The 16,774-nt window shown below is 65.2% G+C and carries 13 protein-coding genes; 11 read left to right on the top strand and 2 right to left on the bottom strand.

Annotated elements, in window-relative coordinates; genetic code table 11:
• The first annotated feature begins 39 nt into the window (after positions 1-39).
• From BBSC_RS07905 to BBSC_RS07895, 3 genes are all read left to right on the top strand, one after another.
• Complete coding sequence (locus BBSC_RS07905) at positions 40-1,662, top strand: aminopeptidase P N-terminal domain-containing protein (RefSeq protein WP_051923194.1); 1,623 nt, start codon at positions 40-42, stop codon at positions 1,660-1,662.
• Positions 1,663-1,872: 210 nt separating this feature from the next.
• A complete protein-coding gene (locus tag BBSC_RS07900) occupies positions 1,873-3,489 on the top strand; it encodes an aminopeptidase P N-terminal domain-containing protein (protein ID WP_051923193.1) in 1,617 nt (538 codons plus the stop codon).
• 478 nt (positions 3,490-3,967) lie between these two features.
• The gene (locus BBSC_RS07895) at positions 3,968-5,599 is read left to right on the top strand and encodes a peptide ABC transporter substrate-binding protein (RefSeq protein ID WP_033519778.1); all 1,632 of its coding nucleotides are present in this window, start codon (positions 3,968-3,970) and stop codon (positions 5,597-5,599) included.
• Positions 5,600-5,757: 158 nt separating this feature from the next.
• Here the strand turns inward: BBSC_RS07895 and BBSC_RS07890 are convergent, their stop codons facing one another.
• Positions 5,758-7,167 (bottom strand): MFS transporter, encoded by a 1,410-nt coding sequence (locus BBSC_RS07890; protein WP_046726320.1) that lies wholly within the window; start codon positions 7,165-7,167, stop codon positions 5,758-5,760.
• Between the two features lie 581 nt (positions 7,168-7,748).
• Here BBSC_RS07890 and BBSC_RS07885 point away from each other — a divergent pair.
• Positions 7,749-8,708, top strand: a complete 960-nt coding sequence (locus BBSC_RS07885; RefSeq protein ID WP_231649383.1) for an Abi family protein — start codon at positions 7,749-7,751, stop codon at positions 8,706-8,708.
• 139 nt (positions 8,709-8,847) lie between these two features.
• On the opposite strand, the gene ychF is transcribed toward BBSC_RS07885, so the two are convergent.
• Positions 8,848-9,942, bottom strand: coding sequence for a redox-regulated ATPase YchF (gene ychF / locus BBSC_RS07880; protein ID WP_033519780.1), 1,095 nt, complete (start codon positions 9,940-9,942; stop codon positions 8,848-8,850).
• Between the two features lie 171 nt (positions 9,943-10,113).
• Between ychF and BBSC_RS07875 the strand changes: the two genes are divergently transcribed.
• The 7 genes from BBSC_RS07875 (at position 10,114) to BBSC_RS07845 (ending at position 16,766) form a co-directional block, all read left to right on the top strand.
• Entirely contained in the window at positions 10,114-10,455 is a 342-nt protein-coding gene (locus BBSC_RS07875; RefSeq protein WP_065422528.1) for a hypothetical protein, read from the top strand.
• Positions 10,456-10,488: 33 nt separating this feature from the next.
• The gene (locus tag BBSC_RS07870; RefSeq protein WP_033519781.1) at positions 10,489-11,304 is read left to right on the top strand and encodes a L,D-transpeptidase; all 816 of its coding nucleotides are present in this window, start codon (positions 10,489-10,491) and stop codon (positions 11,302-11,304) included.
• A 101-nt stretch (positions 11,305-11,405) separates the two neighbouring features.
• Positions 11,406-12,503 carry a glycosyltransferase family 2 protein gene (locus BBSC_RS07865; RefSeq protein ID WP_046726319.1) on the top strand — a complete coding sequence of 366 codons (1,098 nt, stop codon included), beginning with the start codon at positions 11,406-11,408 and terminating at the stop codon, positions 12,501-12,503.
• Between the two features lie 136 nt (positions 12,504-12,639).
• On the top strand, positions 12,640-13,323 hold the full coding sequence (locus tag BBSC_RS07860; protein WP_033519782.1) for a haloacid dehalogenase-like hydrolase: 684 nt from the start codon (positions 12,640-12,642) through the stop codon (positions 13,321-13,323).
• Positions 13,324-13,430: 107 nt separating this feature from the next.
• The gene (locus BBSC_RS07855) at positions 13,431-14,495 is read left to right on the top strand and encodes a YeiH family protein (protein WP_033519790.1); all 1,065 of its coding nucleotides are present in this window, start codon (positions 13,431-13,433) and stop codon (positions 14,493-14,495) included.
• Between the two features lie 275 nt (positions 14,496-14,770).
• Positions 14,771-15,586, top strand: a complete 816-nt coding sequence (locus tag BBSC_RS07850) for a LysR family transcriptional regulator (RefSeq protein ID WP_033519783.1) — start codon at positions 14,771-14,773, stop codon at positions 15,584-15,586.
• Positions 15,587-15,953: 367 nt separating this feature from the next.
• Positions 15,954-16,766: a histidine phosphatase family protein gene (locus BBSC_RS07845; RefSeq protein WP_033519784.1), complete on the top strand. Its 813-nt coding sequence runs from the start codon at positions 15,954-15,956 to the stop codon at positions 16,764-16,766.
• The last annotated feature ends 8 nt before the right edge of the window (positions 16,767-16,774 follow it).

The raw sequence follows: 16,774 nt of genomic DNA, 5'->3' as shown, positions 1-16,774 counted from the left end.
ATCGCACGGCCGTCCACCAACAGAGAGGAGCCATCCATCATGGCGGAATGCGATAACGGCGGCACCACGCCGAACGGCATCGAAACGCTGCGGGCCGCGGCCAACGGCAACGCGACCGAGCCGGCGCCCCGCAAGCGGGCCGGCGGCCTGCGCATCACCGGCGCGGGATTCAAAAGCGAGATCTTCGACCACTGGGGCGAAAGCCCCAAGGAGGAGGTGACGCGCAGCCCGCTGGCCGACGACGCGGCCAAGCACCGCGACGACTTCGCCGCCAGCCTGCCGGGGGAGCGGCTGGTGATCCCCGCGGGGGCCATCCGCTTCCGCACTAACGACGTCACCTACAACTTCCGCGTCAGTACGCCGTTCGCTCACCTGACCGGCTTGGGTGGCGACATTGAGCCGGGACCGGTGCTCGTCATCAACCCGGTCGTGAACGCGGACGGCACGGTAGGCCATCACGACGTGCTGTACGTGGCCCCGGCCATCGGCCACGACAACCCGCGGTTCTACTCGGACGCGATGCACGGCGAGTTCTGGGTCGGGCCGGCGCCCGACCTCGCCGACTACACGACGATGACCGGCATCGAGACGCGCGACATCGCCTCGCTGGCCGGCGACCTCGCCGAGCAGGTCGGGCCGAAGGGACTGCGCCTGCGCGTGTTCCGCGGCGCCGACCCGGCGGTGGAGTCCACGGTCGATAGGATCCGCCTTGAGACCGGTCTGGGCGATGCGGACGCGAACATGCCGCTCGACCAGGTGCTCGAGGAGCGCGAGGACGAGCTGCGCATCATCAAGACCCCCAGGGAGATCGAGCAGATCCGCGAGGCGATCCGCGCCACCGAGCGCGGCTTCGAGCGCGTGGCCGACGTGATCTCGCTGGCGCCGAAGGTCAGGCGCGGTGAGCGCCTCATCGAAAGCGTGTTCATGGGCTCGTGCCGGTACGAGGCCAATGACGTCTCCTTCGAGACCGTGGTCGGCTCGGGGCGGCGCTCCACCTTCCTGCACTACATGATCAACAACCACCCGGTGAGCGAGGGCGACGCCGTCGTGCTCGACGCCGGCGCCGAATCGCAGTACCTGTACGCCGCCGACGTGACGCGCACGCTGCCGGTGAGCGGCCATTACTCGCCCGCCCAGCGCCGGGTCGCCGAAGCGGTGCTCGCCGCCTCGGATGCGGCGATCGCCGCGGCCAACAAGCCGGGCGCCCGCTACCGCGACCTCATGGCCGCCGCCATGGATTCGATCGCGCACTCGCTCGAGGACATGGGCATCCTCACGGTCAGCGCCGCCGAATCGCTCAAGCCCGACGGCGAGCAGCACTGCCGCTGGCTGTACCACGGCACCGGCCACCATCTGGGGCTCGACTGCCATGACGCCCAGCACGCCCGCGACGAGTACTACCCGGACGCCGAGCTCAAGCCGGGCATGGTCTTCACCATGGAGCCGGGCCTGTACTTCCACGACAACGACCTGCTCGTGCCCGAAGAGTACCGCGGCATCGGCGTGCGCCTGGAGGACGACCTGCTGGTCACCGACAGCGGCGAGGTCGTGATCCTGAGCGACGGCGTGCCGCGCAGCCCGGAGGGCATCGAGGCGTGGATGGCCGAACACGGCCCCGAGCGCTACATCGCCGATCTGACGGGCTTCGATCCGAAGGACTGAACCCGCCTGCCGAAATGGACGTTCTGCAGATTGACATGCCGAAATACCCGAAATCGTGGTCTATTTCGGGTATTTCGGCAGGTCAAATCGCAGAACGGGTATTTGGGCATGCCAATCAGGAGCGGGAATACCCCGTGGGCGGGTCCGGATCGTCGACACATAATTCATCAATCCATCCATGTGCAATCTATATCGAAGGGAACCATCATTATGGGTGATCACGCATATTCCGAGGAATCGCTGGCGGCGCTGCACGCCCTGGCCGCGGGCAACGACACCGAGCCGGCCAAGGGCAAGGGCTCGGGCAGTCTCGCGCTCAAGGGCAAGGGATTCGAGGACATCATCTTCACGAACTGGGGCGAGAACCCCAACAAGAAGCAGTACGAGCGCAGCCCGTTCGCGGACGACGCGGTCAAGCACCGCGCCGAGCTCGTGTCCAAGATCCCCGGCGAGCGCCTGGTGATCCCCGCCGGCACGCTGCGCCACCGCACCTGGGACATCGACTTCCTGTTCCGCACCGGCACGGCGTACGCGCATCTGACCGGCCTCGGCCGCGACCTCGAGGCGGATTCGGTGCTGGTCATCGATCCGGTGCTCGAAGCGGACGGCACCGCCGGCTACCATGCGACGATCTACCTAGAGCCGGCCATCGACCGCTCCAACCCGCGGTTCTTCTCCGATGCCAAGCACGGCGAGTTCTGGGTCGGGCCGCGCCCGCTGCCCGCGGACTTCCACACCATGACCGGCCTGGAGATCAAGGACCGCACCGAGCTGGAGGCCGCGCTGCGCGAAGGCGCCGGCCCCGACGGCATCCGCATCCGCCTGATGCGCGGCTACGACCCGAGCGTGGACGCGCTGGTCAACCGCGTGCGCGAGGAGAGCGGCCTGGGCGACGCCGACACGAACCGCGCGCTGGACGCCACGCTCGAGGAGCGCGAGGACGAGTGCCGCGTCGTCAAGACGCCGCGCGAGGTCGCCGAGATCCAGAAGGCCGTCGAGGCCACCCAGCGAGGCTTCGACCGCGTGGCCGACATCCTGCCGATCGCCCGCCAGGTCAAGCGCGGCGAGCGCCTGCTCGAGGCCACCTTCACCCATTCGTGCCGCTACGAGGGCAACTACATTTCCTTCGAGACCAATGCCGCCTCCGGCCCGCGCGCCACGATCCTCGACTACCACGCCAACGACCATGCGCTCAAGGACGGCGACCTGTTCCTGCTGGACGCCGGCATCGAACTCGATTCGCTGTACGGCGCCGACATCACGCGCACCTTCCCGGTCAACGGCAAGTTCACGCCGGCGCAGCGCAAGATCTACCAGGCGGTGCTGGATTCGGCCGACGCGGCGATCGCCGCCGCGAACAAGCCGGGCGCCGTCTACCACGACATGATCGACGCGGTGATGGTCTCGGTGGCGCACTCGCTCGAGAAGCTCGGCATCCTGCCGGTCAGCGCCGAGGAGGCGCTGAAGCCCGACGGCCACCAGCAGTACCGCTGGCTGTACCACGGCACCGGCCACATGATGGGCCTCGACTGCCACGACAGCCACCACGCGCGCAACGAGTTCTACCCCGACAGCGAGTTCAAGCCCGGCATGGTGTTCACGCTCGAGCCGGGACTGTACTTCGACGCGGCCGACCTGCTCGTGCCCGAGGAGTACCGCGGCATCGGCGTGCGCATCGAGGACGACCTCATGGTCACCGAAAGCGGCGAGGTCAAGCTGATGACCACCTTCGCCCGTACGCCCGACGAAATCGAGACGTGGCTGGCGGCCCATGGCCCGGAGCACTACTTCGACAGCTTCCTCGCGCAGGACGCGGCCTGCGCCTGACCGGTCGGTCACCGGCTTCCCTCTCTGAGGGGAGCCGTCACGAAGTGACTGAGGGGAGTGTTGCCCTGAACGCTTGGCATCAAGCCGATCCGTTCGCTCCCCTCAGCCGGCTTCGTCGCCAGCTCGTCCTGCAATTACGGACGGCCTTACGGCCGCAGCTTTGTCTGCTCGGCTGTCGCCTCGCCTTCGCCTACAACCAGCTCCGCTGCTTGCTTCACGGCTCAGCCTCAAAGAGGGGAGCCACCCAAACCAGCCACGGGGAATGCCCCCGTAACACGTTCGCACCATAATTGACTCATAACTCAACACTGGCCGCCTATAATCACCCCCGTCCCGGCTTCCGGGCGGCTGACGGCGGCATTCCACCACGCCGTCGCTCGTCCCCGGAACATCCAGGGGAATGATCGAACGTCACTGCGATGCTTGCCGGCACCATGAATCCGGCAACGCTGTTTCATGGCACCGTAAGGAGAAACGCATGAGCGGAACCAAGAGAATCATCACGCTGGTCGCGGCGGTCTGCGCGCTGACCATGGGTCTGGCCGGATGCGGCGGGAGCAAGGGCTCCACCGCGGAGGAGGGGCAGATCATCACCGTCGGCAGCAAGGAGCCGACCAACCCGCTCACCCCGGGGCAGACGCTCGACGGCAACGCCGGGCAGATCATCAACATGCTGTACTCGGGGCTGGTGAGCTACGACACCGACGGCAACACGCGCAACGAGGTGGCGAAGAGCATCGAGGCGAACGGGGACTCGACCGAATTCACCATCACCCTCAACCAGGGCTGGAAGTTCACCGACGGCACGCCGGTGACCGCGAAGTCCTTCTCCCGCGCCTGGAGCTATGTGGCGAACGTGACCAACGCGCAGCTGGGCGCCTCGTTCTTCTCCACCATCGCGGGTTACGACGATCTGCAGAAGGACGGCGTCGACGGCGACGCCCAGCTGTCGGGCCTCGAGGTCAAGGACGACTACACGCTGATCGTGCACATGTCCCAGCCCGATTCGGTGTTTCCGCTCAAGCTCGGATACTGCGCGTTCTACCCGCTGCCCGAATCCTTCTACGACGATCCGGACGGCTACGCCGAGCACCCGGTGGGCAACGGCCCGTACAAGTTCTCGGAGTGGACGCACAACAGCCGGATCAAGATCGTCAGGAACGCGGATTACGACGGGCCGCGCAAGGCCAAGAACGACGGCATCACCTTCAAGATGTACACCGACACGGCGGCCGCGTACTCCGACGTGCAGTCCGGCAACCTCGACATCCTGACCAGCCTGCCCTCCACGGCGCTCGGCTCGTTCCAGAAGAACAAGCTCGTCAAGTCCTACAACCAGCCCGGATCGAGCTTCGTCGCGATGATGTTCCCGCCGAAGAGCAACCACATCACCTACGACGAGGAGGGCAGGCTGCGCCGCCAGGCCATCTCCAAGGCCATCGATCGCGAGACGATCATCGAGAAGATCCTGCACGGCACCGCGACCGAGGCCACCGACTTCATCGCGCCGACGATCTCCGGCTACAGCAAGGATCTGAAGAACGTGTCGAACATCCGTTTCGACGCCGACGCGGCCAAGGCCCTGTGGGCCGAGGCCGACCAGATCAGCCCGTGGAGCGGCGTGCTGGAGATCGACTACCCGTCCGATGCGCCCGTGAAGGACTGGATCGAGGCCATCGCCAACAACCTGCGCAACACGCTCGGCATCGAGGTGAAGGTCAACCCCTATCCGACCAGCAAGGAATACTACACGGCGATGGACAACCGCCAGCTCGGCGGCATGTACCGCGGCGGCTGGGCGCCGGACTACCCGTCCGCCGAGAACTATCTGGTGCAGCTGTACTCCTCGTCGGCGGCCGACGGCAAGGGCGGCAACTCGAGCGACTACAAGAACCCCGACTTCGACGCGGCGATGAGCGCGGCCGCCGCCGCATCGTCCGTCGAGGAGGCGAACAAGTACTACCAGGAAGGCGAGGAGTACCTGCTCGAGGACCTGCCGTCGATCCCGCTGTGGTACACGAACACGGTGGCCGTCTCGGTGCCGGGGCTCAAGAACGTCGACTTTGACTTCCAGAGCAACCCGATCCTCAACGAGATCACCAAGGAGTGATCCCGGGCCAGCGCGCGATTTTTATATGATTGCGAGAAGTGTATGCCCCCGCTGGCGGGGGGCTGTCGGCGCAGCCGACTGGGGGTGGTCGAAAACCCTGCAACATCAAGTATTTGGTCACTGTTCTGCGGCCGGCATCTCCCGCAACCGGGAACGTGCTATGCCGTGTGCGCCGCCGATTGGCGTGCCGCCGCGCGGGCCTGGCCGAACAGGTAGATGCCGATGGGCAGGGTGAGCACGCCGCCGATGACGAACACCAGTGAGATCGGGATCACATCGGCCAGCGGGGCGAAGATCAGCATGCCCAGCGGCATGCCGAGCGTGCTCAGCGTGGTGTCGAGGCCGAAGACGCGGCCGACCATCCTCTCGTCGGAATCCGTCTGCATGATGGTGCGCATCGGGCCCACGCAGATGGCCGAGGAAACGCCGCACGCCATATCTATGAGCAGGTATACCAGCAAGTTCGGCGCGATGCCCAGCCCCACCGTGGTGACCCCCACCAAGGTGATGCCGAGCGCGACCATGAACATGTGATTGCGGATGACCTTGGCGCCGATGGTGGACATGAACGCGCCGCCAAGCAGCATGCCGATGCTCAGCCCCAGTTCGTTGGCGGCGAGCTTGTCCGACGCGGTGGTCAGGTTGACGAAGCCGAGATTCAGATCGATGCCCTCGTATTCGCGGGTCATAAGCAGCAGCGTCAGGTTCAACGGGGCGACGGCGATGAAGCAGGTCAGCGCGTCGCCGAGCACCACATTGCGCAGGTTCGGACGGTTCCACGTGTAGACGAGCCCCGCTTTGAGATCGGCGAGGACGCGGCGGATGCCGGCGAACGGCGAGCGGTCGGCATTGTCGTCGGCTGGTTGCAGCGAGGCCTGACCGGGAACGGCCGCGGCCGGTGTGCGCTTCTTCGGCACCTTGATCATCGCCACAAAGCCGACGCCGATGATCGCCGTGGTCACGTCGATCAGCAGGATCGACCACAGCGGCACCACGTTGATGAGCACGGCGGCCACGGCCGGCGCCACGATCATGTTCGCCGAGTTGATCACGCCGTATATCGAGTTGACGCGCAGCAGTTTGCCGGAAGGGACGATGTCCGGAATGAACGACTGGACGGCGGGCGTCTGGATGCCGCCGCCGGCCGAGCGGATGAGCAGCACCACGAAGATCATGGTGAGACTCGTCCAGCCCATCGCGAAGCTCAGCGACAGTGCGATGGTGACCGCGGCGATCACCATGTCGGGCAGCATGATGAGCAGCTTGCGGTTGTGCCGGTCGGCCCAGGAGCCGCCGAAAATCGAGACGATGGCCTGCGGCATCACACCGAACAGGGTGGCCAGCAGCATGCCCATGCCGCTGTTCGTCTGCATCACGATCCACCACCAGATGGCGTACTGCACGATGCTGGAGCCCAGCAATGAGAAGGCCTGGCCGGTGAGCAGCAGCGCCACGCGGCGCATCCACCCGCGGTCGGGGTCGTCCGCCGCGTCGGCCGCTGCATAAGCCAATGTGTTGGTTGTGTTGTTGGTTGTATCGGGCGTGTTTGATTCGGTATTAACAGACATATAGGTGTTCTTGCATTCCTGTGTTACCGCGGATCGCTCCATTGAGCCGCTCCGCGCGCGGTGGCTTGTGCGTGCATATGCTTGCGCCGGCCCGGCAGCGGGCCGCGCCCACCCGTTAGATGGCAGGCCTCAGCGTCATGGCGCCATTCATCGGCGCCAGCATGCAGCAATAAGAACACATGGCTCGCCATGATAGCACCCGATCATGGCCGTCGTCGAATTCCCTGCGTTTCCGTCGCCCAATTCGCTTGGGCGTCGGAGACGCAGCCGAGGCAGGGCCTGTTCATCGCATGACGTCAAGGAGCAATAGGAAAGCAGAATCGCCTCTCCACGGGATTCGTTTCCGCGATAGCCGGATGGACACGCTGAAAATGAGCGCCCGATCGGATCAAAGCCGAAGACAGAGTAGACGCCGAGTGATTTCCCGGCTCTCAACTATTCCGCATATCCGGTGGAATGTTTCCCGACACGCAAGAGAACGATGACAATGCAAGCAGATGCTAGCATGATAAACACAGCAGCCTTCCACGCCTACTAACAGTGCGCAACCCGGGAGGCTCTTTTCATATCGGTGGTGAACGATGAAACCAGCCAAGAACATCGACGAGATGATCCGCATCATGCACTCGCGCGGTCTCATCATCACGGACGAGGACCGTTTGCGCCGCATGCTGTACAACGACAATTACTACCGGCTTTCCGGATACTTTCGAGTCTTCCAGAATGACCTCGCCGACGGCGACAATACATTCAAGGCCGGCACCACGGACAACGACTTCATCGAACCGTACCTATCGGACTCCGGCCTGCGATCTGTGGTGTTGCGAGGAACCGCGAAGGTCGAACTCGTGGTCAGATCGCGGTTCGCGTATCTAGTGGCCCAGAACGGCGGCGCGTACTCCTATAAAGATCTCGACTCATACCAGCCGGTTAAGAACCGTAAAGGCGACGAGCTACGTGTATTCCTGCTCGGTAACATGAGCAAATGGATGGACATGTCCAAGGAAGTGTGCATCCGCCACTACCGGAAGAGCGGGGAACCGGTTCCGATTTGGGCGGCGATGGAGACCATGCCGTTCGACACCGTATCCCGCATGCTGAGCCTGCATAACGATACCAAGGCTCTGCGTGAACTGTACCGTTCTCTGGGAGTGCGGACGAACCTGCGCACCTCCTCGGAAATCATCCACGCGATGGTGTATTCTACGCAACCTGTGCTCGCACCACTCTCGCCTGTGGCATCGGGAAATGGTCATCGTCCCGCCCGTGACGCACGACATGAGAGGGGAATACCCCGCGTTCGCATACGAGCAAAAATCAGTGGGACAGGCATTGCTGGCACTCATGTACCTGGTGGACAGGATCGACGGCAACAACTTGTATTCGCGGGAGGTCGACGCGTTCCTGAACACGGATGCGCGATACCGCGACGGCATCGCGCACCCGCTGCACTGGGAGTGAGCCGGGTAACCATGGCAAAGTCGTCGGCACCGGTCCTACCTCAACGCGTCAGGCGTTTTGCAGGCCGCCTGTCTCCGTGAGAGAGCCGGTGCCCCGGTCGCTTCACCGCGAGCGCCGAGTATGAACGGCCATTTCCCAATAATCGAAAAACGGCGGAATCCGCACGCTCCCGGAGCCCGGAAACGCTGGAATTCCGCCGTTTTGCAGGGGTCCTACCCCCTATTTGGAGACGTTAAATTTAAACTCCACGATATCGCCGTCCTGCATGACGTAGTCGCGGCCTTCCTGGCGCAGCTTGCCTTCCTCCTTGATCTTGACCATGGAGCCCTCGGCGGCGACGAAATCGTCGTAGGAGACGATGTCGGCCTTGATGAAGCCCTTCTCGAAATCGGTGTGGATCACGCCGGCGGCCTGCGGGGCGGTCCAGCCCTTGTGGATCTGCCAGGCGCGCACCTCCTTGACGCCGGCGGTCAGGAAGGTCTGCAGGCCGAGGATGTCGAAGCCGACGCGGGCCAGCTGGTCCAGGCCGGACTCGCTCAGGCCGGAGTCCTCGAGCATCTCGCGGGCGTCGGCCTCGTCGAGATCGGTCAGGTCGGCCTCGAACTGGGCGTTGAGGAACACGGCCGGGGCCGGCGCCACGGAGGCGGCGAGCTTGGCCTGCAGCTCCTTGTTGGCCAGCTCGTTGTCGTCCACGTTGAACACGTAGATGAACGGCTTGGCGGTCATCAGGTGCAGGTCGTAGATGTAGGCCTTATCGATCTTGCCGGCCGCGGCGGCGTGGTCGATGGTCTCGCCGGCCTCGAGGATCTTCTGGGCCTTCTTGACCGCGTCCAGGTACGCCGGCTCGATCTTGCGCCCGCGCAGGTCCTTCTCGAGCTTCGGCAGCGCGTTCTCGATGGTCTGCATGTCGGCGAGGATCAGCTCGGTGTTGATGGTGTCGATGTCGTCGGCCGGATCGACCTTGCCGTTGACGTGGACGATGTCGTCGTCCTCGAACGCGCGCACGACCTCGCAGATCGCGTCGGCCTCGCGGATGTTCGCCAGGAACTTGTTGCCCAGGCCCTCGCCCTCGGAGGCGCCCTTGACGATGCCGGCGATGTCGACGAAGGTGACGGTCGCGGGCACGATCTTCTCGGTGTGCACGAGCTCGGCGAGCACCGGCAGGCGGTGGTCGGGCAGCGGGACGATGCCCGTGTTCGGCTCGATGGTGGCGAACGGGTAGTTCTCCGCCAGCACGTTGTTGCGGGTCAGCGCATTGAACATGGTGGATTTGCCGACGTTGGGCAAACCGACGATTCCGATAGTTAGAGACATGCCTCTAAGTCTAGAGGCAAGCTGGACGTTGGGGGCATCGGCGCCGCGCCGCCTCGCGGTGATTTTGCAAAGTTATATGGGCGGATGCGGCGCATCCGTATGGTTTCCGCCTATCCTGTATCACATATCGGCGCCGGCATCTCGCCGGCGCAGCGACCGAAGGGGACAGTCATGGAATCCATACAGCGGGCCGTCGATCAGATCGTGCTGTGGTACGGCGGGCTGCCGTCGGCCGCGCAGATGGCGCTGACGGTGGCCGTCGGCGTCCTTCTGGCATGGGCGGCGTTCAAGATCGTCATGCGGGTCATCAAGGGGCTGGTGGCCTCGGTCATCGCGGCCATACTGGTGTTCCTGCTGACCACCATGCCCGGCAACATGCTGCTGGCGCAGGCCTTCGACCGGTTGGAGCAGCAGGCGGATTCCGGAACCGTATCGGAACTGACCGACCGCGCTTCGGATTTCGCCCACACCGTCTCGGACTTCGTCTCGGGTCTTGTAGACTCGCTGAAGTAAGGAAGCGGACGAAGCGGGGAGTGGGTGCCGGCAATGTCGACGGAAGGCCATAGCGGATCGGATATGCAGCTGGTGTACCGGCGCCGCCGCATCACGGTGCTGGTGGCGGCGATCGTCGCCGTCGTGCTCAGCGTGACGATGCTGTGCGTGCAGACCGTGACGGCGTTGGACGCCATCGCCAGGCTGCAGGGGCGTTCCGGCGAGGGGTCGCAGTCCGCGTCGAGCGCATCGTTCCCCGCTTCGCGGACGAGCCGGTCCGGCGGGGCCGACGGGACCGGCGGGGCATCCCCGTCGCGGCGCGCCTCGGACGACTCGGATCGGCAGGCGGCGGATAAGAAGGCCGCACAGGACGGTTCGGGGGATGCTGGCGGCCAGGGCTCTGCGGATCCCGGAAACGGCGGACAGAACGCGCAGGCCGCGGCCGTCGACTGGCGCTCGCCGTCGGGCGGCACGCAGCCCGATCTGTCGACGCTGGACGACCTGAGCGTCACGGTGAGCATCGCCGACCAGCGGGTCGCGGTCCTCTCCGGCGGGCGAACCGTATACACGATGATCGCCAGCACCGGCATGGACGGCACGACCCCGACCGGCGATTTCGTGATCGGCGCGCGCGGCGACCATTTCTACAATCCGACCGAGGGCATGGGCGCGGACTACTGGGTCGCGTTCCTCGGCACGACCTATCTGTTCCATTCGGTGCCGACCTACGAGAACATGGGCGACTACATCGAGAAGGAGGCGCTCAAGCTTGGCCGGCCGGCCTCGCACGGGTGCGTGCGCCTGACCGTCGCCGACGCGCAGTGGCTGTACGGCCAGCTGCCCGAGGGCACGCCGGTGCACATCGGCTGAACGGCCTTGCCTGTGCCGCCGCCCATGGAGGCTGATCCAGCCGTCTTGCGTGGGATGCTGCTACATTGAAAGCGTCATTCCGACGGGAAACGGAGCATGCGATGGTGACACGGGCGAAGGACGCGCTGGTATCGGTGATCGTACCGGTGTACGGGGTGGAGGACTATCTGGACGAGTGCGTCGAAAGCGTGGTCGGGCAGACCCACCGCAATCTGGAGATCCTGCTCGTCGATGACGGCTCGCCCGACCGCTGTCCGGCCATGTGCGACGCATGGGCGGCGAAGGATCCACGCATCAGCGTCATCCACAAACCCAACGGCGGCCTGTCCGACGCACGCAATGCGGGACTGGCCCGGGCTACGGGGGACTACATCTACTTCATCGACTCCGACGACGTGGCCGAGACGGATCTGGTGGAGCACGCGCTCGCGGCGGCGGACGAGCACGACGCGGATCTGGTCATGTTCCAGTTCGACACGATCTCCGAGAACGACGCGCCGCTCGTGTCGGCATACCGGCACAACGATTTCGACGAGGTCATGGTGATGACCCCGGTCGATGCGATCAAGGCGCAGGTCAGATCGCAGATCGACGGCTACTTCTGGTCGTTCCTCGCCGCGGCTCCGATCTACAGGGACCACGGTTTCGCCTTCCCGCGCGGGCGCAAGATCGAGGATCTGGCGCGCATCTGCAACGTGATCGGCGAGTCTCGCCGCGTGGTGCGCATCCCCGAGGTGCTGTACCACTACCGGCTGCGCCGCGGCTCGATCACCGGCGGTTCGGCCGTGCGGCTGACCGCCGATTGGATGAAGGCGGCCGACGACCGCGAGGCGTACATCGTCGCGCGGTACCCGGAATTGAAGCAGTTCATGCGGCTCCAGCAGCTCACCTTCTTCGCGAACCTGGACTACGAGGCGATCCGCCAGTCGCTCAACGCCCAGCTCCATATCGACCCCGAGGACGCCGACCGGCTGCGCCGGCGCATCGAAGGGCTGAGTCGCGACGTGGACGACGACGGCACCGAGGTGCCCGAATCCACGCGTTCGCTGCTCGCCCTGCTGCGGCGTTCGGTCGGCGGGGCGCTTGGCGGGGCGGCCGGCGATTTCCGCGAGATGCGCGAGGAATGGCGCGCCGCAGGCCATGGCTGGCGGGAGTACATGCACGAGCGGCTGGAGAACGGGCCGGGCGGGGCGCAGTAGCCTCCGCCGTCGCCGTGGGCATCCGCACGCCGGGTGTCGCCCGGGTGAACGCCGGGCGAACGGTCGCCGACGATTCGCGGGATGGCGGTGACTCGCCCCGCCGCATCGGATAGCATGGCCTTCATAAAGGAGAGGCATGAGGGTATTCGATTTCGACGGCACGATCTACGACGGCGAAAGCCTGTTCGACCTGTATCTGTTCAGCGCCAGATACGATCCGAAGGTGTTCCGCCACATCGCGCCGGTGCTGCGCTATGCGATCAAGTACAAGCTGGGCCGGGGCACGCTCGAGCAGATGGAACGCGGCGTGGGCGACGTGGCGCGCAAGTATCTGCGCGATCTGGCCGAGTCGCGCAACATGGACGATCTGCGCGTCGGCGCGCTGTCGTCCGCCGCCGATGCGGGGCACATCAGCCCGGTGCTGGCGTCCGACGCGTCGGCGTCGGCCCTCGCGTCGCCGACCGGCGGTCTGCGCGCCCTGGTCAACGCGTTCTGGGACCGGAATATGCGCAGGATCAAGCCCTGGTACGAGCCGCGCGCCGACGACGTGATCCTGACCGCGTCCTTCGACGTGACCGTGGGGGAGGCGTGCCGCAGGCTCGGCCTGCATCATCTGGTCGCCTCCGAGATCGACCCGCGGACCCTGGCCGTGACCTACCTCAACTTCAACACGAACAAGCCGAAACGGTTCCGCGAGCTGTTCGGCGAGGACGCCGTGGTCGACGAATTCTATACCGACAGCCGATTCGACCAGCCGATGATCGACATCGCGAGCACCGCGTTCATGGTCAAAGGCAACGAGATCACCCAGGTGAAATAGCCGGCGGATGGACGGTGCCGCCCTAACCATGCCATCGATATTATCGATGGCATATATCACTGTCAGTGATTTGACCGATGGCATGCGACACGGTTGAATGGTGCATCATGAGAGAGTTCTGTACAAAATGGTGGAAGCGCATTGCCACCATCGACATGCTGTTCATTGGCGTCCTGACCCTGCTGGCCTCGCTGATCGCCTCCTGGCTCAAGCAGTTCCCCGGATTCAGCCTGTTCGGCGCGCTCATCATCGCGCTGCTCATCGGCATGATCATCCAGTTCCCGATCCGCGGCGCCTACGGGGGCTCCAACGACGGCCGCAAGGCGGGCGTCAAGGACGCCGCTGGCCTGATCTCCAACAAGCTGCTGCGTTTGGGCATCATCCTGCTCGGCTTCAAGCTCAACCTCGCCGTGCTGTTCACACAGGGCATCAAGTGCCTGCCGATCGCCGCTGTGGTCGTCACCCTGACCATCATCGTGTGCTACGCCATCGCCCGCAAGCTCGGCGTCGATCCGATGCTCGCCATCCTGACCGCCGGCGGCACCGGCATCTGCGGCGCGGCCGCCGTCATGGGCCTGGCCGGCTCCATCAAGGTGCCCGAGGACAAGCAGGACGAGAAGGACAACGACGTGACCATGGCCGTGGCCATCGTCGCGATCATGGGCACCGTGTTCGCGCTGATCGAAATCGCGATCGGCCCGCTGCTCGGCCTGACCAAGACCCAGCTCGGCGTCACCGCCGGCGCCTCCCTGCACGAGATCGCCCACGCGGTCGCGGCCGGCGACGCGTTCGGCGCGGTCGACATCGCCACCATCATGAAGCTCTCGCGCGTGCTCATGCTCGTGTTCGCGGCCATCATCATCGCCATCTGGTGGGAGAAGAGGCACTCCGAGGTCCAGAACACCGGCAAGAAGACCGTGGCCTTCCCGTGGTTCATGCTCGGCTTCATCGGCGCTTCGATCATCGGCACCTTCGTGCCGTTCATCGCATCCATCACCCCGCAGCTCGTGGATTTCGCGTACATCGTGCTCGGCATGGCCATGGCCGCGCTCGGCATCAACGTGAACTTCAAGGCCATCGCCTCCAAGGGCAAGAAGCCGATGCTCGCCAGCTTCATCACCTCGATCCTGCTCATGTGCTTCGCCGCCGGCGTCGCGGTGCTGTTCTTCTGATCGCAGATTCTTATGCTCTCGTGCGCGCGCGTTCTGCGTGCGCGCCGACCGATCTCCGCCCCGCTGGCTTGCAGCCGTTTCCGATATCCGAAACGGCTGCAAGCCAGCGGGGCGGCATTGTTGTTGACGGCATACGGTCGGCCTGCTCGGCCGGGAGGACCGTAAGCCAGCAGGGTCGGCGTGGCATTGCTGACTTACGGTCGTTATGCGTGCGCGAAACGGCCGTAAGTCGGCGTGGCGTGTTGGGGGAGGCGGTTCCGCGCTAAAGTGGGTCCATGTTCCCTCTGCTTGAAACGCTGGTCGCGGTCTACGAGATCGGGCAGTTCACCATGGCCGCCGACGAGCTCAAGGTCTCGCAGTCCACGGTGTCGTCGCGCATCGCGCAGCTCGAGCGGATGGTCGGCGCGCCGCTGTTCGAGCGCAACGCGAAAAGCGACGTGACGCCGACCGAAGCCGGCCGCCTGCTCTACCAAGTGGCCATCGGCATCGACGGCACCTGGCGCGACGCCCAGGAGCGCATCGCCCGCATGCGCGAAAGCCGCGAGCCGTTCTCCATGCTCTTCTCGCACACGACCGCGACCGTGCTGCTGCCCGAGGCGCTGCGCCGCGCGTCCGGCGAACTCCATCATTTCGACCTCGCCGTGCATATGCTCAACTCCGACGCGATCCTCGAGCAGGTCGGCATGAAGGCGGCGCATCTCGGCGTGGTGGAAAAGCCCATCGTCAACGATTCGGTCGACCGCGTCACCCTGCGCGAAGACCGCCTGGTGCTGGCCGGCGACCCGGACGGGGTCTGGATGATGCGCGAGCACGGCTCCGGCGTGCGCTACTACACGGACCTGTATTTCAAGACCGCCGGTGTGAGCCCGGCCGACGCCATCGAGGTCGGCAACAACGCGGCCATCGTCGCCGCGATCGCCGCGGGATTCGGCCAGTCGCTGGTATCGGCCGACACCGTGCCGGCCGGCGTGCCGACGCGGGACCCGGGAGAGGAATTCGTCCGCCGGTTCTACGCGCTCACCCCGCGCTCGGGGCTCACCCACGACCAGCGCGCGCTTGCCGACGCCATCATCGGCGTCCTGCGCGGCTGAACCGCTCCCGGATGGCGTTCCCGGATGTCGCCGCGGCCCCCGGCACGGTCCCGTCGCGTTTCCGGGATGACGGCGCCCGTTTCGGCTCAGCGCCCGCCTCGAATCGGTGACGATCGGGTGCACGTCGGGTGAATTCTTTCTCCCAGAGCGTGACATGCCTCACCCATCGCGTCGGCATGCGCTACCGTAAAACACGACACTACGTCGTCGGCACATGACGGCGACATAATTTAGAGGATATGAAAAATACGGCGGCGTCACCGCGGCGGATGGATCCGCCGCATCGGCGGCACCATGCAGGGGCATGCGAGGGCATGCGGGCGGGGCCGGGCCAGGCCGTCGCAGGAATTGAAACGAGGATACGGCAATGGGTATGCCGCTTGATTTGTATGTGATCCGACACGGCGAGTCGGAGGCGAACGTGATCATCAGCGCGGGCGAGCAGGGAGACAACTCGCTGTACACGCAGGACAACGTCACCGTGCCCGACCGCTCGTGGCGACTGACTGCGACCGGCCGCAAGCAGGCCGACTGCATCGGCCGCTGGCTGGTCTCCCAGCAGCAGCTGTTCGACCGCTATCTGGTCTCGCCCTACGTGCGCACCCGCGAGACCGCAGCCACGATGGCGCTGCCGAAGGCCAAGTGGGAGGAGACGCGCGTGCTGCGCGAGCGCTCCTGGGGCGAGATCAACACGATCACGCAGGAGGAGTTCCGCACCAACTACGGGCGCAACTGGATGTTCAAGCACACGGATCCGCTGTACTGGCGCCCGCCGGCAGGCGAATCGATCGCCGACGTGGCCGAGGACCGCGTGCACAACCTGCTCACGTCGCTCAACCGCAAGTCCGACGCGGAATCCGTGGTGATGGTCAGCCACGGCGATCTCATGCTCGCGCTCATGCTCACGCTGGAGGACCTGTCCGACGAGGAGTTCATGCGGCGCGCCGACTCGCCCGAATGGACGATCACGAACTGCACCTGCCTGCATTACTCGCGCCGCGATCCGGCCACCGGCCGCACCTACAAGCGGTTCCGCTGGGAGCAGACCGCGCGCCCGGTGATCAACGAATCGGACGGCCACTGGGATGTGCAGGTCGAGGATTGGCGCGAGTTCAAGCGCCCGCTGCTGTCCAACGGCGACCTCGTCGACGTGGTGCACGCGGTCGATCCGCATCTGTGACCCGCCGT

It is taken from the genome of Bifidobacterium scardovii JCM 12489 = DSM 13734, assembly GCF_001042635.1.
Taxonomy (GTDB): Bacteria; Actinomycetota; Actinomycetes; order Actinomycetales; family Bifidobacteriaceae; genus Bifidobacterium; species Bifidobacterium scardovii.
This window is presented reverse-complemented; position numbering and strand designations above follow the sequence as displayed.